This window comes from uncultured Anaerovibrio sp. (assembly GCF_947302755.1).
Classification (GTDB): Bacteria; Bacillota; Negativicutes; order Selenomonadales; family Selenomonadaceae; genus Anaerovibrio.
The window spans coordinates 1-26142 of sequence record NZ_CAMYWM010000023.1; the positions used below are offsets into that span (position 1 = coordinate 1).

Annotated in this window: 13 protein-coding genes and 1 pseudogene; all 14 read right to left on the bottom strand. The window is 48.9% G+C overall.

From position 1 onward, the window contains the following. A partial coding sequence (locus Q0Y54_RS03955) for an autotransporter outer membrane beta-barrel domain-containing protein (protein WP_297964509.1) occupies window positions 1–3063 on the bottom strand: 3063 nt, incomplete at its 3' end. Window positions 3064–3181: 118 nt separating this feature from the next. Continuing rightward, window positions 3182–6883, bottom strand: coding sequence for an autotransporter domain-containing protein (locus tag Q0Y54_RS03960; protein ID WP_297964511.1), 3702 nt, complete (start codon window positions 6881–6883; stop codon window positions 3182–3184). Between the two features lie 81 nt (window positions 6884–6964). After that, window positions 6965–9202, bottom strand: coding sequence for a SpoIIE family protein phosphatase (locus tag Q0Y54_RS03965; protein WP_297964513.1), 2238 nt, complete (start codon window positions 9200–9202; stop codon window positions 6965–6967). Window positions 9203–9206: 4 nt separating this feature from the next. Then, the gene (locus tag Q0Y54_RS03970) at window positions 9207–11405 is read right to left on the bottom strand and encodes a SpoIIE family protein phosphatase (RefSeq protein WP_297964515.1); all 2199 of its coding nucleotides are present in this window, start codon (window positions 11403–11405) and stop codon (window positions 9207–9209) included. 399 nt (window positions 11406–11804) lie between these two features. After that, window positions 11805–15446: an autotransporter domain-containing protein gene (locus Q0Y54_RS03975; protein WP_297964518.1), complete on the bottom strand. Its 3642-nt coding sequence runs from the start codon at window positions 15444–15446 to the stop codon at window positions 11805–11807. Between the two features lie 313 nt (window positions 15447–15759). Continuing rightward, window positions 15760–16524: a glucosamine-6-phosphate deaminase gene (gene nagB / locus Q0Y54_RS03980; RefSeq protein ID WP_297964519.1), complete on the bottom strand. Its 765-nt coding sequence runs from the start codon at window positions 16522–16524 to the stop codon at window positions 15760–15762. Between the two features lie 29 nt (window positions 16525–16553). Next, the gene (locus Q0Y54_RS03985) at window positions 16554–17627 is read right to left on the bottom strand and encodes a M14 family zinc carboxypeptidase (RefSeq protein ID WP_297964521.1); all 1074 of its coding nucleotides are present in this window, start codon (window positions 17625–17627) and stop codon (window positions 16554–16556) included. Window positions 17628–18010: 383 nt separating this feature from the next. After that, window positions 18011–20584: a SpoIIE family protein phosphatase gene (locus Q0Y54_RS03990; RefSeq protein ID WP_297964523.1), complete on the bottom strand. Its 2574-nt coding sequence runs from the start codon at window positions 20582–20584 to the stop codon at window positions 18011–18013. Continuing rightward, window positions 20571–22736: a SpoIIE family protein phosphatase gene (locus Q0Y54_RS03995; RefSeq protein ID WP_297964525.1), complete on the bottom strand. Its 2166-nt coding sequence runs from the start codon at window positions 22734–22736 to the stop codon at window positions 20571–20573. The genes Q0Y54_RS03990 and Q0Y54_RS03995 overlap by 14 nt, the downstream gene beginning before the upstream one ends. A gap of 76 nt (window positions 22737–22812) precedes the next feature. Next, window positions 22813–23142 carry an STAS domain-containing protein gene (locus tag Q0Y54_RS04000; protein ID WP_297964527.1) on the bottom strand — a complete coding sequence of 110 codons (330 nt, stop codon included), beginning with the start codon at window positions 23140–23142 and terminating at the stop codon, window positions 22813–22815. Between the two features lie 147 nt (window positions 23143–23289). Then, window positions 23290–24378 carry a tryptophan--tRNA ligase gene (trpS, locus tag Q0Y54_RS04005; RefSeq protein WP_297964528.1) on the bottom strand — a complete coding sequence of 363 codons (1089 nt, stop codon included), beginning with the start codon at window positions 24376–24378 and terminating at the stop codon, window positions 23290–23292. A gap of 21 nt (window positions 24379–24399) precedes the next feature. Then, window positions 24400–25026, bottom strand: coding sequence for a site-2 protease family protein (locus Q0Y54_RS04010; protein WP_297964530.1), 627 nt, complete (start codon window positions 25024–25026; stop codon window positions 24400–24402). Between the two features lie 11 nt (window positions 25027–25037). After that, a complete protein-coding gene (locus Q0Y54_RS04015) occupies window positions 25038–25583 on the bottom strand; it encodes an NUDIX domain-containing protein (RefSeq protein ID WP_297964532.1) in 546 nt (181 codons plus the stop codon). Between the two features lie 152 nt (window positions 25584–25735). Then, a pseudogene (locus tag Q0Y54_RS04020) lies at window positions 25736–26142 on the bottom strand (DNA repair protein RecN); the annotation flags it as partial.

Sequence of the window (26142 nt, forward strand, 5' to 3'; positions counted from 1 at the left end):
GCCCCCATAGAGGCCCAGACGGGTGTCCTTTACATCGTCATGGGATAAATTGTCCGCAAAGGAGAAGGTGCCATAGCTTACAAAAACACCGGCCCGCCAGCTCCGGCCATAGGCCCGATCCCAGCCGCCGCCAATAGTGGTGCCCTGATAATAGCTGCTGCCGGTGCCATCGCCCCAGTTGCGGGCTACCTTGAACCAGAAGTCGTTGTCCACCGGCTGATCCAGGTTCATGGTGATGGTGGCAGTCTTGTCAGGGGACTGGCCATCCAGCTGGGCCACGGGAATTGGTACATTGACGGCCTGCTTGGCAAATGCCTCAGTGAGGCGGGCGGACAGGATATGGCTGGTCATGGTGTTGCGCTGGGTCATTACCATATTATTGGCTACCGGACTGGAGCCCAGGGCCGTAAGAGCGGCTTTGGCTTCGCCGCGGTCCATGGCATATAACAGACGCATATTATTGACCCGACTGTCCCCGGCCTCTGTCAGGGACTGGGCCATATTGTTCATGGCCGTAAAGGCCCTGATCTGGTCCTCGGTCAGGGGCCCCATGTTATTGCCAGCCGCGGAATGAACAATCAATTCCTTGTCCTTCACCTCGCCATAGGTATTCAACATGGCAGAATACGCATAAGGGTTGTCCTTACCATTGGTAACGGACCCGGATATGGAACCGGTGGCTTCCATAAATACATGCTGCTCCCCTGGCAGGGAAGCCTTGGCCAGCACCGTGGAGCCCTCAATATCAGCATCACCATCCACTAAAATCTGTCCCTTGGTACCATCGTCATAGGCCTGAAGATATCCGTCAGATACCAGATTTCCCTCAATGTACATTTCCGTATCCCCATTTTCGGCCCCAATGGTGCCATGATTGATAAACTTCCCAGTTGTTTCATCTGTATAGCCTGCGGCCATCCTTTCGGACATATCATTTACCCTGTAGGAACCACCATACAGCTGGGCTCCCTTGGCCACCGTTACATTCACTACGTTGGCCTCGCCACTGTAATTGAGAATACCGTCGGTTACATTCAGCTTCATATTATCCTCGCCATTAATATTGCCATCATAGCTCATGCTGCTGGTATTAAAGTTAAGATTGGTCACTAAATCAGGGATATAGGTGCTGTACTCATAGCCTTTTTTTTCATAATTGTTTTTGTATTGAATACGGAGAACATCTAAATCCTCTCCATCCCCATCGTAGGAGCCTTCACATTCATCAGTACCAAATTGCTTCCAGTCAGATACAATTTCCCCCTGAATGACGGCCCCATTATTTATATTGATGTTTTTTACAAAGGCACTTTTGCCAATGTAAATGGCGGCGTCTTCCCCCGCCAGCTGGCCGGACAGATTATAATTGTCTACCAGGGGACCCTCCAGTTCATCATTGCTGGCACTATAATGCTTTGGATTTATAGAGGTTAACTTTAAATTTTCTGCTGAGGAGATGGTTCCCGGCTCAGCCTTGCTGCTATAGCCGTTTACCTCACGATTATAGCGAATGTATGAGCCACGATATTCTTCAGCGGCACCATTGGTGCTAGAACCAAAATCAAAGCGCATGCCGATACCGCCATTGCCCTTGGCGGTAACTGTGCCGGCCTGTTCCACGGTCTGATTGCGGCCATAGGCAATGAGCACACCATTGCCCCGCTTGCCCTCCGCATGAATTTCAGTGTCCTTGGGTATTATAAGGGTGTTTGTCATACCATCCACCCGTATGCCGGTACCGCCGGTTCCACGGGTCAGAATATTGGCTGACTGGGTAACCTGGTTGCCATAGCCGTAAATATGCAGACCGATGCCAAGGGGTATTTCGCTGTAGGAACCATTGATGTAAGCCGTCCCCTCCTCATTTCTGGCAAAGAAGCCCTGAGTATTGTTGATAATTCCCCCATTTACATAGATGGAGCGGCCATATAATTCTCTGCGGTCCAGCTTATAGCCCAAATCCTGTAATGCAGCTAATTCAACCTCTAAAAAGGTGGTATAGTTGGTATAGTCGCGATGACTCATCATGCCGGCAGTCTGAATATGGCCTCCATCAAAGCCGCGGCTGCCCCAGCCATTAACCGGTATGGCATTGCGGCCGTAAAACTTGGCCCCGTCCAGGGCTTCCACCACATGCTCGCCGGAAAAATAAGCAAAGCCCTTGCCGTCAGCTGTAACCTCCTTGTCAACAATAAAGTACCTACTGGCCGATATATCGGGATTTGCTGCCTGAATTTTGGCAAATTCCTCTGAGGTTAAAATCCGCATACCGGCCTCGGAAGGATTGCCGTTCTGGTCCTGTAAATGCAGTGACCAGCTGGTTTCGTCAGTTAGATTGGGGTGGAAATAAGTCCTTCCATTATTCGTGCGTTTTATTGCCGTGATACCTAAGGCATGACCCAGCTCATGACGAATGGTTCCCACATAGTCAACTGCCTGCTCGTTGGTAGGCAATACCGTATCAGTATCCACCCACCAGCCATCTACGGCTTCTTCCCGGTTGGCCCCCATATTTTTCCCTACTGTTATTTCACTAAAGCCATATTTTCCGGCAGGAAGCACCCCGGTTTCAGCACTCTCCGGGGTTAATTTCTCTAATTCGTCACCATATTTTATCTGATTTCTTACAAAGGATTCAGCAGGTCTGTAGCTGTAATATGCTTTCCTTACCCCATTTGACACAATATTAGTGGAGCCAGCATAGGCATTTGAATCAAAATCCGTTCCCACAAAAATCTGCCAGGGTGCTTTATTCTTGGCATCATCCCCCAGAATACCCACCCAGTACATGCTGCTGTCGGCAGTAGCAGCAATAAGTTCATCAGATAAATCATATTTGGCCGGATTTACCAGCCATTGACCAGTAGTCCCTATACCATTGTCCTTCGCCAAAAAGAGGAGCTCAGCAAATTCTTTATCGTTATATTTTAGGGACTCCTGGGCCAGGTAATAATCCTCATCCTCGGCCAAAGCATAGGAGGTAATCGACATAAGTCCAATAAGTACAGCTGATACCAGGGAACCACAATATTTATTGCCCCTTGTCCTTCGCCACGTTTTCATACAACCACTCCTTAAACAAACTATATTAGATACGGGTTTCCTTTGTTATCTGCACATTTGTTTCTAAACTATATGGAAAAAGAGCAATGAAAATTCACTGCTCTTCTCAAATCGAAATTTACCACATTCTTCTTAAGGTCAGTGCCGCCATCAGGTCCTTGTCGTGGCTGCCCTTCTGGAGGGCCACATCCCCGGCCAGGGTCCAGCCCGGGGCAAATTCCGCCTCGCCGCCCAGGGACATAACGAAGTGGGTCTTGTCATTCTGACCCCGCATTTCATAGCGGTTATGGTCGTCCCCTGCATAGCCATAGGTGAATTTAGGGTCACTGCCGGTAAAGGCGTGCTTTACCCCAAGGCGCATGGTGTAGCTGCCGCTGCTCAGATACCGCTTGAATTCCAGGCCCAGGCCTCCGGCAAAATAGGTATTGGACTGACTGTCCACCTGCTGACCCCAAATACCGGCCCCATGTTCGGTATAGCCATCCTGACTTAGCCGGGACAGCTGTATATTGGCATAGGGGCTTACGTGCCATACCTTCATATTCCTGGCATTAAGGTCGTATTTATATTCGCCCCCCAGCTCCAATATCCGGCTCTTATAGTCGGCCTTAGCCTGATAGCCAAGACCGGCCTGGCGGGTAAGGTCATTTTTCAGCCAACCATAATCCAGATATACATAGCCGGAGTGCGGGCCGTTGCTGTAGCCCCCATAGAGGCCCAGACGGGTGTCCTTTACATCGTCATGGGATAAATTGTCCGCAAAGGAGAAGGTGCCATAGCTTACAAAAACACCGGCCCGCCAGCTCCGGCCATAGGCCCGATCCCAGCCGCCGCCAATAGTGGTGCCCTGATAATAGCTGCTGCCGGTGCCATCGCCCCAGTTGCGGGCTACCTTGAACCAGAAGTCGTTGTCCACCGGCTGATCCAGGTTCATGGTGATGGTGGCAGTCTTGTCAGGGGACTGGCCATCCAGCTGGGCCACGGGAATTGGTACATTGACGGCCTGCTTGGCAAATGCCTCAGTGAGGCGGGCGGACAGGATATGGCTGGTCATGGTGTTGCGCTGGGTCATTACCATGGTATTGGCCACGGGACTGGAGCCCAGGCCTGTAAGGGCGGCTTTGGCTTCGCCGCGGTCCATGGCATATAACGGACGCATATCATTGAGCCGACTGTCCCCGGCGTCAGACAGGGACTGGGCCATATTGTTCATGGCCGTAAAGGCCCTGGTCTGTTCCTCGCTCAATGGCCCCATATTATTGGCAGCCTTCGCCTGAACCGTAATATCATTTGCATTGACGATACCGCTGGTGCTCAGCATACCGCTTTCCTCGTGGGGCTTGTCCGCCGTATTGGCAATGGTACCATTGATTGCATTGGCCTTCAATACGGTAAAGGACTCACCCGGCAGGGCATTATGGACGGTGACGGTGGAGCCCTCCACCTCTGCTTTGCCGCTAACCGCAATCTGCCCCTGCTCACCACCGGCATAGCCATACAGGGTGCCGTCAGAAATCAGATTGCCCGTGATGGTCATGTCCTTATCGGCATGGCCGGAGCCAATGGTGCCATGATTGTAAAATTTTCCTGTGGTGGCATCGCTTAACCCCTCAGCCATCCGCTCGGTCATATCATTGACGGTGAAGCTGCCCCCCAACAGGGTGGCTCCCTGGGCTACATTGACGTTTACCAAATCGGCTGTGCCCCCATAATTCATGGTACCGGCTGTAACGTTCAGCTTCATGTTATCCGTACCGGTAATATCTCCATTATAGTTAAAATCCGTGTTAACATTCAGATTGGTTACCAAATCCGGTATGTACCTATTGTATTCATAGCCATCCTCTCCCATCATATCATTATATTGAATGCGGAGAATGTCGTTATTGGGCCACTCCTTATCATAATCATAGGCCTCTTCATATTGTTTATCCCCAAATTGCTTCCAATTGGAGGTTATATTACCCGTTATTGTGGCTCCCGGATTTACATTAATGGTCTGTACAAAGGCATTTTTGCCGATATAAATGGCATTGCCGCTGCCGGACAAGGCACCTGACAAATTGTATTCGCTGACCAAGGGCCCCTCCAGCTCCGGCTTACAGTTAATCAAGGTCTTATCCTTGAAATTTACATTTTTCGCAGTATCAATATCCCCGTTATCCACATCTATTGCCCTTAAATAGGAAATATAGGAGCCACGATAGATTTCACAGGCTCCCAGCATATTGGAACCAAAATCAAAGCGTACACCACTGCCCTTTTCCCCATTGGCGGTAACGGTTCCCTGCTGATTAAAAACTTGGTTGCGGCCGTAGGACAGCTGCACGCCTACACCCTCCCTGCCATCGGCATGAACCTCATAGCCCTTGGCCAGGGTAAGCTTGTTTTCCGTGGCATCCACCAAAATCCCCACAGCACCTTCGCCCTGGGTATAAATATTGGCGGCCTGGGTAATATCGTTCTTGGCCCCATGCACATGAAGACCGATGCCCAGGGGAACCGTACTGTATTCATTAATATAGGCTGTACCATCACTGCTGCGGGCTGAATATCCATGAGTGTTGGTAAAGGTTATACCAGTATTGTAAACGGAATGACCAAAAAAAGCCCGCCGATCAATGGTATAGCCAATATCCTGCAAAACAGCCAGCTCAGCTTCATTAAATACAGTTATATTACGGTAAGGATCATGGCTCATGAGGCCGCCTATCTCAATATGAGCCAGGTCAAAGACTACCTCCTCTCTTATATCTCTTTCCCAGGTGTTCATGGGCAGGCCAGTCACTCCATCATAGGTTCGGCCATTTAATACCTCGGATACGTTATCTCCTATGAAATAGGCTCTGCCCTGCCGTGGTTTACTTGGATCCAGCTTCTCGTTCAGCATATTATCCACGATAAAAAAATCTGATGGTACCAGGTCAGGGTCAGCCGCCTGACGTCGCTTAAATTCCTGTGAGGTAATAATCAGCTGGTCAAATTGGGCCCGGTTAAGATTTTGATCATAGAGATGGGTCAAAAATATGTTGTCCTTCGGTAATTTTTCCGGAAAAACATATATCGTATTGCCGTCCTTATCCACCACCGGTTTGCCATCATCATCGTACACTATCCGTTCCTGGGCAAGAATCCCCAGGGAATGAGCCAGTTCGTGGCGTGACATGGCCACCCCGTCGGTAGCATGTTCATTGTCCGGCAGGACGGTATTGCTTTTCATCCACCAGCCATCGGTGGTGCCTTTTCGCTTGCCTCCCATATACTGGCCAAAGGTAATGGAGCCATAGGCTGCATCATTCACCAGCTGTCCATTTTCATAAAACCTATAATCTGGGCCGGCCACAATATTTTCGATGTTTATATCCTGCAAATTCCGTAGGCCTTGAAGATACTGCTCCCAATAGGGATAAATGGTAAATCTGCCCTTATCGATGGCAAGCGCACCGGAATAGGCATTTTGCTCCTTTTCCATACCAGCCACAAAAATCTGGGCCGGATGGGTAATATTAGCCCCTGGCCCCAAAATATCTGCCCAATATTGTATTCCCTTTAAAATACCGGCCTTATTATCCTCACTTAAATCCATAGCTGTTCTGTCTTCCATACCCAGCGGAAAGATGAACCTTCTTATTTTATCCTGATTATCAGCCGCATCCTCCATAAAAGTTACATCAAAGACCTTTTTATCACCAGCGTAAATTATTTCACCGGCACTGGCTGCAGACATTGCGGACATCCCAAGAACAATGGAGGCTGTTAATGCACACAGGGCTTTGTGGGACAGCTTAAGTTTATGGGACAGCTTAACTGATTTCTTCATAATACAGACCGCCTTTCTGTAAAAAACACCAATAAGCTTCCCCATGGTGCCCTTTACTAAAATCACAATTTTATTTATCGACTATTGGAAATTATCCTCAGTCGCCTCCAGCTGCCCAGGAGTGTGGAACCGCACCCCCAGCATGGAAATATCGTCATATTGAACCTCGCCGTCAGTAAATTGGAAAATATCCGCCGTAAGGGTCTTTAACAGGTCCTTCACGGAAACCCCGTCCCCTCCGATATGCTCCAAGCTGCTCAGCAGTCGGTTTATGGAATAAAATTCACCATCGTTATTAATGGCACCGGTAACACCATCTGTGTAGAAAAACAGTATGTCCCCGGCTTTTAAATAGGTCTTCTTTACCCGGTAAAGGGCCTTATCAAATATCCCTACCACATAGCTTTTCCTGTCCACCGGAATAGGGCTCCAATGCATATGTCCGTCCACCGAACGGCCCACTAAAGGAGTCTTGTGACCACCGTTAACATAGGAAAAGGCCCCGGTCCGGGTGTTAAGTACCCCGAAAAAGACCGTTACAAACATTAATTCGTCGTTATTCTCCACCAATTGCTGATTGGTGAGCCGCAAGACCTCGGACCAATCGATTTCCTCCACCGGATTGGCGTTTATCAGGGCCAAAGCATTATTTTTCAAAATTGTTTTGGATATTACCATAAAGAGGGCCGCCGGTATTCCCTTTCCGGCCACATCAGCCATGGTAACAGCTATATGGTCCTTGTCCAGGGGATAAAAATCATAGAAATCCCCTCCCACAGACTTGGCCGCCTCCATGGTAGCGTACAGCTCAATGCCACTGTTTTCCGTATATTTAGGAAACAGCTTTGGCAGCATTCCCGCCTGTATTCCCTGCCCCAGGGACAGCTCGGTGGCTATGTGCTCTTTATCCGCCGTTACCTGGGCCAGATTAGCCATATATTTTTTTAGCTCTCCGGTCATATGATTTATGGAAGCGGCCAGCTCCTGTAATTCATCGCCGGTCTGAATATCCAGCTGCTTATCCAGATTGCCCTTGGCGATTTCCCCAACGCCATCAGTGAGCCGGACAATGGGCTGAACAAATTTCCTGGCCACCAGCTTGCTGACCAGGGGCAGCACAATTAAAATAACCAATAAGGAGGCCGCCATGCGCCCAAGGTTTTCCTGGAAAAAGCTGCCCATAGCAAGGGCAAAGGTTTCCGCCTGGGCCAAAACCACCCCGCGGGACGCCTGGGCCGGGGCCACCACCTCCGAGGCCTTCATTAGGTTGCCTACACTCCAGCCAATGGAAGGAATAGGGGCATAGGCCAGATAATATTCTGTTCCATCCACCGTTACCGTGGACATACCCTTTTCACCAGCCACCATTTTTTCCGCCTGGGCAGCCAGGGTTGGTTCTGATGACTGCCGCAAATCGTTGTTTTCCAGGGAAGCCGTCAGGGCTCCGGTGGTTTCCGAGGAAAGGACCACCTTGCCTTCATTGGTCAAGACGAAATTAATTCCCTCCGTGTTCATTCCCTTATTTTTAATGGCCTGATAAAGGGAGCTGAGGCTGAAATTAAAGGCCACTATACCATAAAACTCCCCATTATTTCTGTAAGGCACAACGTAGCCCACAGCGGGATAACCGTTGGTGTCGTAATACATTTCTGTCACCGTGGCCCGTCCGGCCTCTTCGCCGAATTTGTACCAGGAGCGTTCACTAGGATCATAGGTAGTAAAATAATCCTTGGGAAAGGTGACCTGCTTTACCCCATCCATCAGCACATCGGCGCAGAACATATATCCATTTTTTGAGGCCACCAGAAAGGACCCCTGATAATTGCGGTAAAAGCCCACCATATTTTCCAGGGTGTCGGTTATGGTGGATACTGTATTGACTTCATGGGCCAGATTATTCATGTCCTCCGGGCTGCGAATGGAGGGAGAATAATAGAGATATACCTCTCCGCTGTTTATTACCTGCCCTTGAGGATCCTTTACCTGAATTGGCTTCCGGTACTCAGGGTGGGCTAAAATCCGCTCCATCATGGCCGCCACGTATTCAGTATCCTCTTTTATGGTAAACATCTCTCTGTCCACATAATTGGCCTTTTCCTGGGCCTGGGACAGCAGTCGTTTCTGGGCCAGTTCTCCCGTAATCTGTTCCATGGACTGTCCGGCTGCTTCCCCCATTTCCAGGCCATTATCCATGGCTTCCTGCTGGGCATTGTGCAGTCCCCACAGGGAAAAGCTGCCCAAAATTACAAAGGACAGGAGACCGGCCATAAATAACAGCAGGAAAAACCGCCATTGGATATTAAACTTATTTATTATCATAGTATCACCCCAAAAAACGGATTCCCAGCATAGTTATATCATCAGATTGGTCCGCACCGGCCACATGGCGGTCAACATCCTCCCGAACAGCCGCCAATATATCCTTTACCGGTCGGTCAGCTGTTCCAACTGCCTGCATGGCAGCCAATAAACGTTCCTCACCGTAGAGATTATTGTCATTGTCCATGGCTTCTGTCACACCATCTGTATAGAAAAACATCATATCCCCCGGATTAAGCTTTAAATATTCCTCTTTATAGATCGCCAGCTCACTGACCCCCATTATATTATTTTTCTTGGTCTTTTTCAGGTATTCCCAATGAATGGTTCCATCCTGCCTGCGCCCGATAAGAGGTGGGTTATGGCCGGCGTTTACATAGGTAAATTCACCGGTTTGGATATTTATAACACCAAAAAATACCGTTACAAACATCATTTCCTCATTGTTGGCACAAAGCTGCTCATTGGCCAGTTCAATACTTTGTCCCCACATGTTGTCCTCTTTCTCCATTTCCATTCCCGTGGTCAGGGCATAATTTTTTATAAGGGTCTTGGAGATAACCATAAAGAGGGAGGCCGGCACACCCTTACCGGAAACATCGGCAATGGTCAGGGCCACATGCTGTTCATCGATATTGTAGAAATCGTAAAAGTCGCCCCCCACCTCCTTGGCCGCATCCATAGTTGCATACAGCTCATAATGGGGATTGCCGGAGAATTTGGGGAAAATATTTGGCAGCATACCCTCCTGAATGCTCTGGGCCAGAGACAGCTCCGTGGCAATACGCTCCTTCTCTGCCGTGGCCTGGGTCACATCATTCATGTAGGATTTTAAATCATCGGTCATATTGTTTACCGACTTTGCCAGCTCCTCCAGCTCATCACCGGTGTTTATCGTCAAACGACGGTCCAGATTTCCCTTGGCTATTTCCATTACTCCATCATTCAGGACCGTAATCGGCTTTACCAATTGCTGGGCCAGGCGACGGCTGCAATAAACCAGGGACCAGATTATTATCATAAGGATTACAATAAATTTTAATAAGTCTTTAAAAAATTCCAGCCGAATGAATTTCTTAAATTCGTTGGCATGGGCGATAACATTGGCCCGGGCCTCATTGGCCGGAGCAAGCACCTCATCCCGCTTCAGCATGGTGCCGAAGCTCCAGCCCATGGTGGGCATGGGGGCATAGGCCAAATAATATTCCTCACCATTAAGGTGTACCGGTACCACATTGGAATATCCCTTGAGCATATTATCCGCTTCCCTGGCCAGGCTTTCCTCCTCCACTTGGCCCAGAACCCGTTTGCCGTCGCCGGGGGCAAGTATTCCCTCCTGTTCGGAGGAGAAAATTATCTCCCCTTTGGAATTGATGGCAAAGTTAATATTGGAGGTACCAAGGGAACGGTCTGAGGCCAGTCGGTAAAGGGATATCAGATGGACATCCAGCCCGGCCACCCCGGCCAGTCCATTGTTGTCATAATACGGCACTGCACAGGTTATTTCCGGATAGCTGTCATTGCCAATGTACACATCGGTAAAAATAGCCCGGCCCTCTGCTGCCGCCTTTTTATACCATGGGCGCTTCCGGGGGTCATAATTGTTGTGGTAATTATCCGAGTGAATTTTGGTATACATTTCATCGGAGTCATAGCACTCCAGGGTAATGTAATAACCATATTTTGAACCAAAATAGCAGGATGTCTGATACTTCTTGTAAAAGGTGGCCATTACCTCCATATCATCAGCCACATTGGCCGCCAGCCCGATTTCCTGCTGAACTGCAGGGTTGTCGCATTCCTCCTTTAGGACAGAGGCGATCAGCAGGTAGGCTTCCCCCGCCTCCATGCGCCGCTCCAAGGGATTGGGCAGTTGCTTCATGGAATAGCGTTCAGGGTGAGTGAGAATTCGGGTCATGGCATTGGCCAGGTATTCTGTGTCCACCCGGATCATGTTCATCTCCCGTTCCACCTGACGGGCCTTTTCCTTGGCATTTTCCTGTATCTGAGTCCTGGTTTTTTCCGTGGCCAGCTCGCCGGCGAAGGCGGCCACCGTATCCCCCATCCGGGAGCTGCTCTCATTGGCACTTTTCTGCATATCGTACAGGCCGTTGAAGCTGACCATACCGATAGTAACCACTGTAAGCAGGCCCACCATCAAGAATATCACCAATATTCTTTTTTGAATATCAATCTGTTTCATAATACTAACTCACCTCAAAGGGATACCGTCCACCGATATTTACCTACCACAAAAATACTCCTAAGAATAGTTATTCTACATTTTTGGAAAAAATCCCCCTAAAAAAATAGATTTCCTTCACCATAGGACCAGAAAGCGGATAAAATGATAACTTATTCAGGTGGAGTTTTAACTCCATCTGAATTTAGTTGAATTTTACCCAGGGCTTTACGGGTGCTTAACTCCCACCTAAGAGGAGGGAGTCTTAGCACCAGTTAGCATCGGATAAAATGAAGACTTATTAATATGAAGCATTAACCGCCGGCTGAATTTAGCCTAAATTGCACCATATATATTACGGGTGCCTAACGTCCACCTAAAAGGAAGTCATCAAGCACCCGTTAACATCCGCTAAAAAGCTTACCACATTCGCCTGAGAGTTACTGCCGCCATTACATCCCGGTCATGGCTGCCCTTCTGGAGGGCCACATCACCGGCTAGGGTCCAGCCTGGGGCAAATTCGGCCTCGCCGCCAAGGGACATGAGGAAATGGGTTTTATCCTGCTGACCCCGCAGCTCATAGCTGGACTCATCATCACCGATATATCCGTAGGTAAATTTAGGATCACTGCCGGTAAAGGCGTGCTTTACACCAAGACGCAGGCCATAGCTGCCGTTGGCCAGATACCGCTTAAATTCCAGACCCAGTCCCCCGGCAAAATAGGTATTGGCTTTGCTGTCTACCTCCTGGCCCAAAATACCGGCTCCCGTTTCACTATAGCCATCCTGCCACAGCCTGGACAGCTGCACATTGGCATATGGACTGACGTGCCAGGTCTTCATATTTTTGGCATTAAGGTCGTATTTATATTCGCCCCCCAACTCCAATATCCGGCCCTTATAATCAGCCTTGGCCTGGTAGCCCAGACCAGCCAACTGACGGGTCAGATCATTCTTTATCCAGCCATAATCCAGGTAAATATAGCTGGAGTGAGGGCCGTTGCTGTAGCCGCCATAGAGGCCCAGCCGGGTATCCTTGACATCGTTATGGGAATAATCATCTGCAAAGGACATCTGGCCATAGCTGACAAAGGCTCCTGCCCGCCAGCTTGGGCCATAGGCCCGATCCCAGCCGCCGGCCATGGTAGTGCCCTGATAATAGCTGCTGCCCTGGCCGTCCCCCCAGTTGCGCAGGGTCTTAAACCAAAAATCATTGTCCACCGGCTGAGCCAGGTTCATGTTCATGGAAGGGTTGGCTGACTTGCCGTCATCCAGCCCGGCCATGGGCACAGGTACCTGGACAGCCCGTCGGGCAAAGGCCTCCGTCAACCGGGAGGATATAATATTGCTGGTCATGGTATTGGCCTGGGTCTTTACCATGGTGTTGGCCACCGGCGAAATCCCAATGGTGGACAGGGCAGCCTTGGCATTGACCTCATTCAGACGATACAGGGGACGCAGCTCATCCGCCCGTTCATCATCAGCCTCCACAAGCTTCATACTCATCTCATTCATGGCCTCAAAGGTCTGCTGCTGATTATCATCCAGCTCACCCATATTATTGGACCCAATGCCCTCGATGCTTACGGTATTGTTCTCCACTACACCAATTTTACTCAGCATGGCGGAAACAGGCTGGGGATTGTCTTTGGTATACTTCAAGGTTCCGATTACAGAGTCAGCCTCCAGAACCTCTGCCCCTTCTCCCGGCAGGGCAATATCCCCCAAAACCGTTGAGCCATTGATATCCGCCTGGCCGGAAACCACAATTTTTCCCTTATCACTGCCTACATAGGCCTGCAAATTACCGTCGGAAATCAAATCACCCTGAATGTGCATATCGCTGTTCTCATCGGCCGCCCCAATGGTGCCATGATTGTAGAACGCCCCTGTGGTATCGTCTTCAAAGTCATCAGGCAATCGCTTGGACAAATCATTTAACTGGTAGCTGCCACCAAACAGGGCGGCATCCTTGGCCACCTGCACATTTATTACATTGGCTGTGCCAGTATAGGTAAGGGTACCCTGATTGACATTCATTTTAATATTGTCCTCGCCGATAATGTCGCCATCATAGGTCATTGCCTTACTGTTAAAGTTGAGATTGGTCACCAAATCCGGGATATAGTCGGTGTAGGCATAGCCATCCTTTCCTAAATGGTTATTGTATTGTATACGCAGAACATCCCGCTCATCATCATCCCCGTCATAAGCCCCTTCACAGGCCTTATCATCAAACTGCTTCCAGTCAGACACAATATTGCCCTGTATGCTGGCTCCCGTATTTATATTGATATTCTTGACCAGGGCATTTTTGCCGATGTAGATAGCTGCATCATTACCTTCCAGGGTCCCGGACAAATTATAATTGTCCACCAACGGTCCCACCAGCTCGTCTTCAGCCACATTACGGCGTTTGGCATCCATATTATGGGTAAGGTTGATATTTCTTGCTGAATAAATTTCCCCAGGCTCCCGCCCACTATTTTTGCTGTTTACCTGACGCTTATAGCGGATATAGGAGCCCCGGTACTCGTGGGCAGCTCCCCCCCGGGAGGAACCAAAATCAAACCTGATGCCTGTACCGCCTTTGCCGGCAGCCGTTACTGTACCGGCCTGGTCCACCTGCTGGTTCCGGCCGTAGGAAATCATCACGCCGTTGCCCCGATAGCCATCAGCGTGTATTTCAGTATTCTTGGGGATAATCAGCTGGTTTTCCATGCCGTCCACCCGTATGCCGGTGGCACCATCACCACGGGTTAAAATATCCGCATTTTGGGTGACCTTGTTGCCATAGCCGTATACATGGAGGCCAATACCCAAATTTACATCACTATAGGTATTCTCCAGATAGGCGGTTCCCTCATCGTTTCTGGCGAAGAAGCCCTGGGTATTGTTAATAGTTCCCCCATTGCCATAGATGGAGCGGCCATAATAGGCCTTCCGGTCAATATCATAGCCCAAATCCTGGAGAGCGGCTAGCTCCACCTCCAAAAAGGCGGAATAATTGCTGTAATTGCGGTGACTCATCATACCGGAGGTCTGAATGTGGGAGCCCTCAAATTTGTCTCCCTCCCAGCCGTTTACCGGTATGGCACTGCGGCCGAAGAAGGTGGCACCATCCAGGGCTTCCCGCACGTTTTTGCCGGAAAAATAGGCAAAGCCCTCCCCTGTGTCCGTAACCTTTTTGTCAACAATAAAATAATCCTTTTCAGAAATGCTTGGATCATCATCCTTCAGTTCATTAAAGTCATCAGTGGTGATTATCTTCATTCCGGCCTTGGCCTGGTTGCCGTTCTGGTCGTACAGCTGCAGGGTCCAGGAATTTTCGTCCTTCAGCCCCTTCAAAAATTGATAATAGTCATTCCGCCTCTGCTTTTTGGCAGAAATGCCCAAGGCATGGCCCAGCTCATGCCGGAAGGTGGCCGCAAAGTTGGTGGCCTGCTCATTGGTAGGGAGCACTGTTTCAGTATCCACCCACCAACCATAGTCAGCACCGGTACGCTTGGCGCCGGAATAATAGCCTATACTGACGCGGCTAAAGGCATACTTGCCCTTGGGCAGTACACCGGTTGCAGCCTTGTCATAGGTCAGCTCATCATAATTGGTACCCTTCTGCAGCTGCTTGGCAACGAAATTTTGGTTATTCCGGTAGGTTTTCCTGATAGGCTTGACTCCATCGGCCACAACACTGAGCGAATTGGAGGAGGCATTGCGACGCCAATAGGTGGTGACAAAAATCTGCCAAGGCTCCTTATTCTTCACCGTAGGTCCCAGCATATCCGTCCAATAGGCAGCACTATCGGCAGCACCGGAAATAAGTGAGTCGGGCAACTCATAAACGGCCTTGGAAACCATCCATTGACCAGCTTTTCCAATCCCCTGACCATCCTGCAAAAAATTCAGCTCGGCTATATGTCGGCCATCATAATCAAGATACTCCGTGGCCAGATATTCACCATCATCTGCCGAAGCATAGGGTGTCATTGACATCAGGCCGATCAACACGGCTGATGCCAGGGTACTATATTTGGCTTTACTTCTTTTTCTAAACTTTATCATATGACCACTCCTCGTCAAATTATCAATAAATCTCCTGGGAAGGTGTGCTTCCCGTTACATCCTTGTACAAGGTCCAGGCTCACGCCGCCCCCTTGTCTTGGGCTAATAAATAAATTCTACATATTAAACGACATTTACCAAATTTTTCTTAACTAAAATATCCCCTGCTATGACGCCATTGTTCAATGAGACCATGGTCTTAGCTGAGCAGCTGACACTGACCGCTATGGTGGCTTTTCTCCCAACTAAAAGGAGGGAGAATTAGCCCCCTTAGCGTGGGGTTCAAAATTTTTCTTCATGAAAAAGGCTGTCCTTAGCTTTTCCTGGTTACATTTACTCCCCGAATGGTATCCGGCAGCATGGCGGCCGCCTCCTTATCAATAATAACCGCCACATCCCGATGGAGCTGAAGAATAGAGGCCGGGGCCTCCGGGGTCACGTCGCCGCACAGGGCCTTGTATACAGCCTCCGCCTTGTTCCGTCCATTGGCCAGCAAAATAACATGCTCGGCCATCATAATGGTTTTTATGCCCATGCTGATGGCATAGCGGGGCACCTCATCCTCACTGGCAAAAAACCGGGAATTGGCCTGAATGGTTTCACTGTCCAGCTCCACCTGATGGGTGGTGGCGGCAAACTTTACATCCGGCTCGTTAAAGCCGATATGGGCATTTTGGCCAATCCCCAATACCTGCAGGTCAATGCCTCCCCGGGCCTCAATCAGCTTTTCGTAGCGCTCTCCCTCGGCCACCATATCCTCAGCCAAACCATTGGGCAAAAAGACATTTTCCGGAGAAATATTGATGTGCCGAAAAAAATTTTCCTGCATGAAATAGTGGTAGCTTTGGGGATTGTCCGGACTCATGCCAATGTATTCATCCAAATTGAAGGTGGTAACCTGGGAAAAATCCAGTCCCAGACTTTTATGGACTGCTATAAGCCGTTGATACATGGACACAGGGGTACTGCCGGTAGCCAGTCCCAGTACACTATTGGGCTTCAAATATATTTGCCCGGCCACAATATTGGCCGCCTCAATGCTCATTTGCTCATATGAGCCGGTAATAACCAATCGCATGGCCCTGCCCCCCCTTTTGCTTCATGTAATTAATACAATAGGTCATATGCCGTGGCATATACCACATTTTTATTTCGTTCCCATATATCCGCAAAGCGGTCCATGGGCACCGGGTTTATAATACTGCGGTCCATTTCGTCCCCTGTTTCAATGGTTATCGCTGGGACACTCATGTGGTAAACCGCCCAGTCCTTATATCCGGCGGCGTCTACAGCGGTGTAATCATCATCCAACGGGTAACCGGTTTCATCACTTATCCCTTGGGCAAAGCGGTGTGATTTGGCCAACACATCCCCCTGCTGCTTGTAATACCAGTAAATCAGGGCTCCACAGGTATGATAGCTGATGGCCCGTTGAATATGGTACTGACTGGTCAGGTCAATTAGGGCGGCCGCTTCCGGTTCGCTGCCGGGGTAAGCTCCCTTATACCGGGAGGAGGACGGAGAAGGTGCACCGACATAATTCTGCCAGTCAGCATCAAAATTCCGGTTCAAATCCACTCCCCGGGCATTGGCCTTCCACTGCTCATAAGCTCGATGAGGCATTTCAGATACCCGCTGGCGCAGCTCCGGGTCCCTTATTCCTGCCAAACCGAACTGACTTATGGAAACTCCATCCGGATTGTTCATGGGAATAAAATGTATCGTAACCTTATCCAGGAGAGACCTCTTTTCTGTGTCGCGGTATGTGGTTTCCTCACTGACACCATTGAGTACATCCACGGCATCACACAGCTGCCCCATGACCAGCTGGGCCGTTATGTATTCCCTGGCGTGCATCGCACCAAATATCAGAATTTGATTGCTGCCATGGGGATTGCCCAGAATAATATCATAAACGCCCCGTCCGTCAGCCGTATCACATAGCCTTACACATTGAAGCTTATCCCCGTTTTCCTTCTCCAGCTTTTCCATATCAGCCAGGAAATTATCGTAGGAGTATTTCTCCGGCAGGGAATTAATAAAATAGTCCTGCCAGGCTATTGGTACAGCCTGATGACCGGCTATATGGTTACCTGCCCCTGATTGAGCATCGGCCCGCAGCTCCTGTGAGACTGCAGCCCCGCTGCACACCGGTACCGTAATATTAAGCATAAAAGCCATGACTGTTAACCACCAAATTCCCCTTCGCACACTACCACCACCATATTAATATTATGAACCACAAAATCGATTCGTTAATAACATTTTATTCCTTTCGGGGATAATTTGAAACAAAAAAATAGTTATATGACCGAAGGGGAGCCTTTATGCGGCTATACAACTATCATATACCTATATCTCAAAAATCATTAAGTCCACCTTTATTGCTGCTTCGGCCCTGGATATTGGCATTACCGGCCGCGGCAGCGTAATCCAGCTCATCATCTGTCAATTTATTATCCTGCCACAGGTCAGTGCTTCTATTAAATAATTAATAAAGAGAATTTGGGCATTGTACGCTGCGTAAAAATGGGCGTCTTTACATGTTATGAAACTTGACAGGGTCAAATCATTTTTTTACGGATGGTAAGTATATTCTTATTGTCCTTCCGTTCATAGGTTATATCGTCCACTTTTTTCTTTACCAAAAAAATACCCAGACCGCCAATTGGCCGGTCATCCAAATCAACATCCAGATTGGGATCAGTCTTCTCCAAAGGATTATATGGAATTCCCTCATCGATAAAGGACAGCTGGATTTCCGGTGGATCGCCGAATAGCTTGCCCTTGATGACAGCCACAGCGTTCTTGTCCTTGTAAGCATATTCCGCTATATTGACAAAGATTTCCTCCACCACTAAAAGAAGCTGATTTTTAGCCCGTTCTGAACAAAGGGCTTCACTGAATAATTCATTGATAAACTCGTTGACTCTCAGCAATTCATTCACCTGGGCCGGAACAATAATCTTTTTTTCTTCCACATCATCACTTCCTAATAGGTTCAATACCAGCATGGTTATGTCATCGGATTGTTCCAAGGCAGTACCATTCCCCGTCACGTGCTGTAATACGGCCTGTTCCACCGCCTCAATAATTCCTTGGGGTGAAGTATTGTTGCCCAGCTTCCCCAGCAGCTCCTCCAGGCGCTTTATCGAAAATTTTTCCTTGGAAGGATTAACGGCATCGGTAACGCCATCGGTGTAGCACACGATGGTCGCCCCCGGCTTAAGTCTGGCAGCGGTTTCCTCATAGGAAGCCTCCTCCATGACCCCCAGAACAATATTTTTCGACTGCCGTGGCAGGCTGAAAATATGGTTATCCTCTAATATAATTGGTTGATTATGGCCGGCATTGACATAGATCAGCTCTCCGGTAGAAATATTCAATAAACCGGCAAATACGGTTACGAAAAAGCACTCCCGGTTGGCGGCGGTAAGCTGACTGTTGGCCATGGCAACGGCCTGGGCCAGACTCATATTCTTTTGTACCGCCACGGATATATAGTTTTTCAGCACGGTTTTGGCAGCGGCCATAAACAGGGCCGCCGGTATACCCTTTTCTGATACATCACCAATGGTTATTACCAGCTGATTATTGCCGATTAAGTAATAATCATAAAAATCTCCGCCGATTTCCCTGGCCGGCTTCATATCAGCCGCCAATTGAAAGGCAGACTGGGTTTCCAGGGGAGCCGGCAGCAGACTGCTCTGTATGTGGTTGGCCACGGACAGTTCCGCCTCTATACGGCTTTTTTCCTTGGCCCGGAAGGCAATTTCCCGGGAATATTGCTCCAACTCATCAGTCATGGTATTGAAGTTAGCGGCCAGATTTTCCCATTCATCCCCGGTCTGAACGGAAATCTTATGCCGGAAATTGCCCTGAGCAATTTCCTTCGCCCCTGACATCAGGGACCGGATTGGCTTATAAAAGCGGTCTGCCGCCCAATTAATACCATAAATTATAATGCTGAACACCAGTAGCAGGGCAAACACAAATAATAAAACGATTAACCCGAATAGCCGGATAAAGGCCGTATAAAAATTATCCATGAGCTCGATCATTTGCTTTTGGGCCACAGCAGCATCCTGCATAACCTGGTCATTATCCAGCAGCATGCCCATGCTCCAGTTGGTTTCCTTGATGGGAGCATAGGAAAGATAATATTCCTTGCCGTTTATATACATTTTATGATAACCGGAATTGCCCTGGGTCATGCGCTTGCTGACATAGGCCAGGCTGGCAACATTGCTTTTCCGCAGGTCATCACCATTGGCAATATAAAAAAAATCCTCCGGCATAGTATTCAGCAGCAATTTCCCCTTTTTGTTGATAATAAATATATCAATGTTTTTTCCCCGCTCCGCCTGCCAAAAGAAATTCTTAGGCAGACAATCCACCCCGATTATGCCGGCCACTCCCTGATTATCATAATAGGGCATTACACAGGAAAAAATCTTTTCGCCGCTTATACTGTTGTAAACATCGGTAAAGGCCGGAGCCGAGGTGGACAGACCCAGCCTGTACCAATCCCGTTTACGGGCATCATAGGTGGTGCGCCACTGTTCGCGGCGCAACAAAGACATGTCACCGGACTCCTCCCAATTATCCAGAAAGAGGGTATAGCCATGCTGGGAACCAATATATATCCGCACATAATACTGGCCTAATATTTCCATGGTTTCAACAATATTTGACACGATGCCGATTTCCTGCTCAATGGCGGGAGTAATCCCTTCCGCCTCCAATGCGGGACTGTAGTGAACATAGGGCTTACCGTTGGCTATGTCCCGGTCCGAGGCCCTGGGCAGCATTCTTGGTGAATAGTTCTGCCGGTTCTGCAATATTTCCGTCAGCTCATCAGACAGCAATTGTACATCGGCTTTAATATTATTGGCTTCATCTCCCGCAGTTTGGGATAAAATCTCCGCCTCATTGACAATCCGCTCCTGGGCCTGTTCCCTGGCAAAATCCCGGGAATAATCGGTAACCACCACCGTCAGCTTTTCCCGGGTTTCACTGATGGTATCCCACAATCCATACATGCCATACAGCAATGGTGAACCTAGGAACACAAAGCTTAGGACACTGCCCAACACCATCAAAAGAAGCAATCTTCGTTTTATACTAAGCTTTATCAATACCATCACCCTTTTTACCCTGGTATCTTACAACCACCATGGTAATGTCATCTGACCGGGGAGCAGCCCCCACAAACTGTTCCACAGCCGTTTCTATGGTGGCAATGCACTGGACCGGTGACAGCTCTTCCATGGACAGCAACGACTGCTTCATGCGGTCCATGGTAAACATTTCCTTGTGGTCATTCATGGCTTCAGTAACCCCATCGGTATACAAAAACAACAGGTCATTGGCGTCCATTATAATGCTTTGCTGGCGGAAGGGAATACCTTCCATCACCCCAAGCATGGGATTTTTCTCCTTTGGCAGGGTAACTACCTCACCATTTTTACACATTACCGGCGGATTGTGGCCGGCATTAACATAGGTCAATTGACCGGTATCAAGATCCAAAATTCCGGCCCAAACCGTTACAAACAGGCCTTCATTGTTTACCTCCACCAGCTGGTCATTGGCTATGGCCACGGCTTTGCCCAGCCCTTCACCGTGAAAAATCGACAAACAGTTTTTCAGAATAGTCTTGGCCACCACCATAAAAATAGCTGAAGGTATGCCCTTGTCCGACACATCCGCAACCGTTATGGCCAAATGCCTGTCATCAAGGAAATAGTAATCATAAAAATCACCGCCCACCTCAATGGCCGTTTTCATGGAGCCGCTGACCGTTACCTGGGAAGCTTCTATGGTTTCCTCCGGCAGCAGGCCCTGCTGCATTTTGGTGGCAATATCAAGGCCGGCCGTCACCTTGGCCTGTTCCTCCGTAACCTTGGTCAAATCCTCCATATATTGCTTCAGCTCCCGGGTCATATTGTTAAATTGCCCAGCCAGAAGCTCCGTTTCATCTCCGGTGGAAATGGTCAATTTTTCATCAAAATTGCCGGCGGTAATACGGCTTACACCTTCGGACAAGGTCCGTATAGGACGGGAAAAATGGGCCGCCAGCCTAATTCCTACCGGAATGATAACCAGCAAAAACAGACCGAAGCCGCAGAGGGCGATGGTTTTAATATTATTGAACCTTGGGGCCAGGGAATTTTCAATTGCCTTCATTTCCCGCTGGACCACCACTCCAATATTTTTGGCCGGTTCCCGTATCTCATTTACCTCCACCAGCTCACCCAGGCTCCAGCCCCGATCGCCGATGGGAGCAAATACCAAATAGTATTGTTCTCCGTCTACCCCCACCACCATGGATCCATTTTGACCGGCAGCCATTAGGCGGGCGGCCTCAGCCAGCTGTTCATCTGAGGTCTGGCGCAAATCAAAATTGGGCCGGTCAGGGGCCAATACCCCGGCTTTACGGGACGAGAATACAATTTGGCCCTGGGGATTTAAGGCAAAGCAAATCTCATTTTCATCTACGATATCAGATTGGAGCATTTGAAAAATCACAGCTGATGATACAGAAATTCCCACAACGCCGGCTACTCCAGCCTTATCCTCATAGGGCATGGCCATGGATAATAAGGGTGCCCCACCAGCCGAGGTATACAGGGGAACATATACAGGCTTATCCTTCTCCCGGTTTTTTTCTCCCAATTTATACCAGGTACGCTCCTTGGCATCATAGGAGGGCAGCATGGCGGAGGCAGGCAAATTTATCTGTTCATGGTCATCGGCCAAAAAATCCATGCGCAGACTCCAGCCCTCCTTGGAGCCCACGTAAAACAGCAACGGAAAAACCGGGGTGTTTTTCCCCAATAGAAGCAGGGACTCTGACAGGTGGGCCGCCCGGCCCATTGCCGCCTGAGCTCCCTGGGTAGATGGACCGGCCAAATAGTAGAGCTCACCGCTATACACCGGTTCAAAGCGGGGGTCCTTGGGCATTGGTCCGGTATAATCCACAGGATATTTGGACATTTCAGTCATTTTATTGGCTAAAATCAGCACATCCCCCTCCATCTCGCACAAAAGGGAATAAATGTGATTAGCCTTTATTCGGACAACACCCTCCATCAGCTTCCTGGTCTGCTCCTCGGCAAACACCGTAGCTTCCTCACTGAGGCCCAAGGCCATCATTTTCGACTGTTTATTTAAGGTATCCTCGGCAGAATTTAAGCCCCAGCAAATCATTCCCCCCAATAACAGGGAGGTTATCAGTCCGGAGGTGCCCATCAAAAATAATACCCTGCGTTTAATTTCCAGTTTCATAGGCACCTTCCTTCAAAATTTTATCCACCTAAAAAATTAACCATAAATAGCTAAATAGTCCAATACCCCATTATGATTATGACAGCTGGCTGGCAGAATCCAGCATGGTAACCAGCATATCCAGATTGGAATCCTCCAAAACCTCCTTAACAAAGCCTGCAGCTCCGCACAAGGCAAAGCTCTTATTCTCCGCCTTGGCTTTTTTGGCCAGCCTGAGCAGCACCCGGATACCAGCACTGGAAATATACTCCAGGCCGGTCAGCTCTACAGCCAGCTTTTCATGGCTGGACATTTCCTTTTCCCCACTGGCATAAACCTCGTCGGCATTAACTCTGTCCAAGCGGCCGGCTAACGATATTACACCCCAGTTATCCTTCTGATTTATTTCCAGTTTAATATCTTCCATAGTAAAAAACCTCCTACCTACATATATGTACAACAATTCGACACAGAAAAAAAAATTCCTTTTTTTCTATATTACAGCCCTTGGCGAAAAATTCTACAGCCCTTGGAAAAAGGGCACCCTCTAAAGAGTGCCCTTTTCATTGAACGGTCAGCCATTGTATTTTTCTCTTTGGGATTTAATAAGCTCTTCATCGGAGAAATAATTTATCTTCATGGCATTGCGCACATCCTGAAGCGTATGTTCAGCCACCTGTCTGGCCTCTGCGCTCCCCTTCTTCAGAATTTCATATACACCGGCAATATCCTTTTCATATTCCTTGCGGCGGGCCCGAATTGGCTCCAGCTCCTCCTGCAGAATGCTGTTCAGGAACTTCTTGATTTTTACATCACCAAGACCGCCACGGGTGTAGTGATCCTTCAGCGCATCCAGATTTTTGTACTCAGGAAGATACTTCTCAAAGTGCTCCGGCTTGCTGAAGGCATCAAGATAAGTAAATACAGCATTACCCTCCACATGGCCCGGGTCAGAAACCTTGATATGGGCTGGGTCAGTGTACATATCCATAACCTTCTTGCGAACGGTTTCCGCATCATCAGAAAGATAAATGCAGTTGCCGATGGATTTGGACATCTTGGCCTTGCCATCAGTACCAGGGAGGCGACGGCAGGTCTCATTTTCCGGCAGCATAATGTCCGGCTCCACCAGGGCCTCACCGCCATATATCATGTTGAAGCGGCGAACGATTTCCTTGGTCTGCTCCAGCATCGGCAGCTGGTCCTCACCCACGGGCACCAGGGTTGCCTTAAAGGCCGTAATATCCGAGGCCTGGCTGATAGGATAGGTAAAGAAGCCCACCGGAATGCTTTTTTCAAAGTTCTTCTGCTGAATTTCCGCCTTTACCGTAGGATTGCGCTCCACCCGGGCAACCGAAACCAAATTCATATAATAGGTGGTAAGCTCCGTAAGCTGAGGCACCTGGGACTGAATGAACAGGGTGGATTTGGCAGGATCAAGACCAACAGATAAGTAGTCAAGGGCCACCTCAAGAATGTTCTGACGCACCTTGTCCGGATTTTCAAAATTATCGGTCAAGGCCTGGACGTCGGCAATCATAATATAAATCTTATCAAATTCACCGGAATTCTGGAGCTCCACCCGACGCTTCAGGGAACCCACATAATGACCAATATGGAGTCTGCCGGTTGGGCGGTCTCCAGTTAAAATAATCTTTTCCATTTGTATATAAACCCCTCTCAGTTAAATAAATATATTTAATATTGTTTCAAAGGCAGTCAATATTAAGCTGGATAATGGTATCAAAATGCTGCCAAGTATGGGTGTCATCATCATTACTATGAGAATGATAAAGGAATAACGTTCTATCCCCATGTACCTGTAGGCCAGGTCACCGGGGAGAAACTCCAATAAAATCTTGGAGCCATCCAAGGGCGGCAGAGGAATGAGATTGAAAATCCCAAAGTTAATATTATAGAGGACAATCATGGAGAAAACCGTCTTTACCCCCAGCGTCATCCTGATGCCCATTTTATACATAACCATGATGGCGGCCAATGCGATAAAGGCCACCAGAAAATTGGCTGCGGGACCGGCCAGGGCCACCAGAATATTGCCCTGCTTCATATCCTTAAAGTTTCTCGGATTTACCATAACTGGCTTGGCCCAGCCAAAATGAGCTACCATCAGCATAATAAAGCCAATGGGGTCAATATGGGATAAGGGATTGAGGGTAAGGCGTCCCGTCAGCTTTGGGGTAAAATCCCCCATAGCCACCGCCACCCGGGCGTGGGCGTATTCGTGCAGAACCAACGCCAGCAATAAACCGGGCAATCCGGCAATAAAGGTCATCAAATTAAAATCAAACATAAAGCCTCCATCTATTTATTCAGCATGCGGTCCAGCATTAAAATGGCGGTTACGGATTTGGCGTCATTTATGCGGCCATCCTCCACCATTGCCACAGCCTCCCTAAGGGGCAGCTTAACCACATTAATAAATTCATCCTCATCTGTATGCTGCTTGCCTGGCTCCAGCCCTCTGGCAGCATAGATATAAATTACCTCGTTGCAAAAGCCTACACAGGTGGCCAGCTTGGTGAAGAATTTGTACTCCCTGGCGGTATAGCCCGTTTCCTCGCTAAGCTCACGCCTGGCACACTCCAAGGGGTCTTCCCCGGGCATATCCAGCTTCCCTGCCGGAATTTCCAGAGTTACTTCATCAATGGGGTAACGGTACTGGCGTACCAAAATAATTTGTCCATCCTCCGTCAGGGGGATTACTGCCGCAGCACCGGGATGCTTTATCCATTCCCGATAGGCAGTGTCACCATTGGGCAGCTTAACCCTGTCCTTTTTTACATGAAGCAGCTTGCCGTCAAATATATCTTCTCCTGCTTCCTTTATCTCCATCAAATCCTCGTACATGAAACGCCTCCACAAAAGTTAGTATACATACCTTTTATTTTCCTGATCTCCTCTTACCAACCGCTTCATCCTATTGAGTCCCCGTGAAGGGAAGGAAAGGAGCCAGCTGCGCCGGTAAGGGGTGCTGTCACCCAATGACTGAGGGTACCAGCCTATCGGCTGGCATATTGCTGCTTTTTTATGCCGGCATTGGCCAGCATTTCCCGGGCATTATCCAAGGATGCCGCCGAAACATCCACGCCGGAGGCCATCCGGGCTATTTCATTGACCCGTTCCCCATCAGTAAGGGGCCGCACGGAGGTATAGGTCTTTCCCTTGATAACCTGCTTGTTAATATACAGATGAACATCGGCCATGCAGGCAATCTGGGGCAAATGGGTAATACACAGCACCTGCTTGTCAGCAGCCACCATGGCGATACGCTCCGCCACCATCTGGGCCGTCCGGCCGCCGATACCCGTATCTATTTCATCAAAAATCATACTGGCCGGCGAATCATCCCTAAAGGCGGTAACTGCCTTGATGGACAGGGCTATACGGGACAGCTCGCCACCGGAGG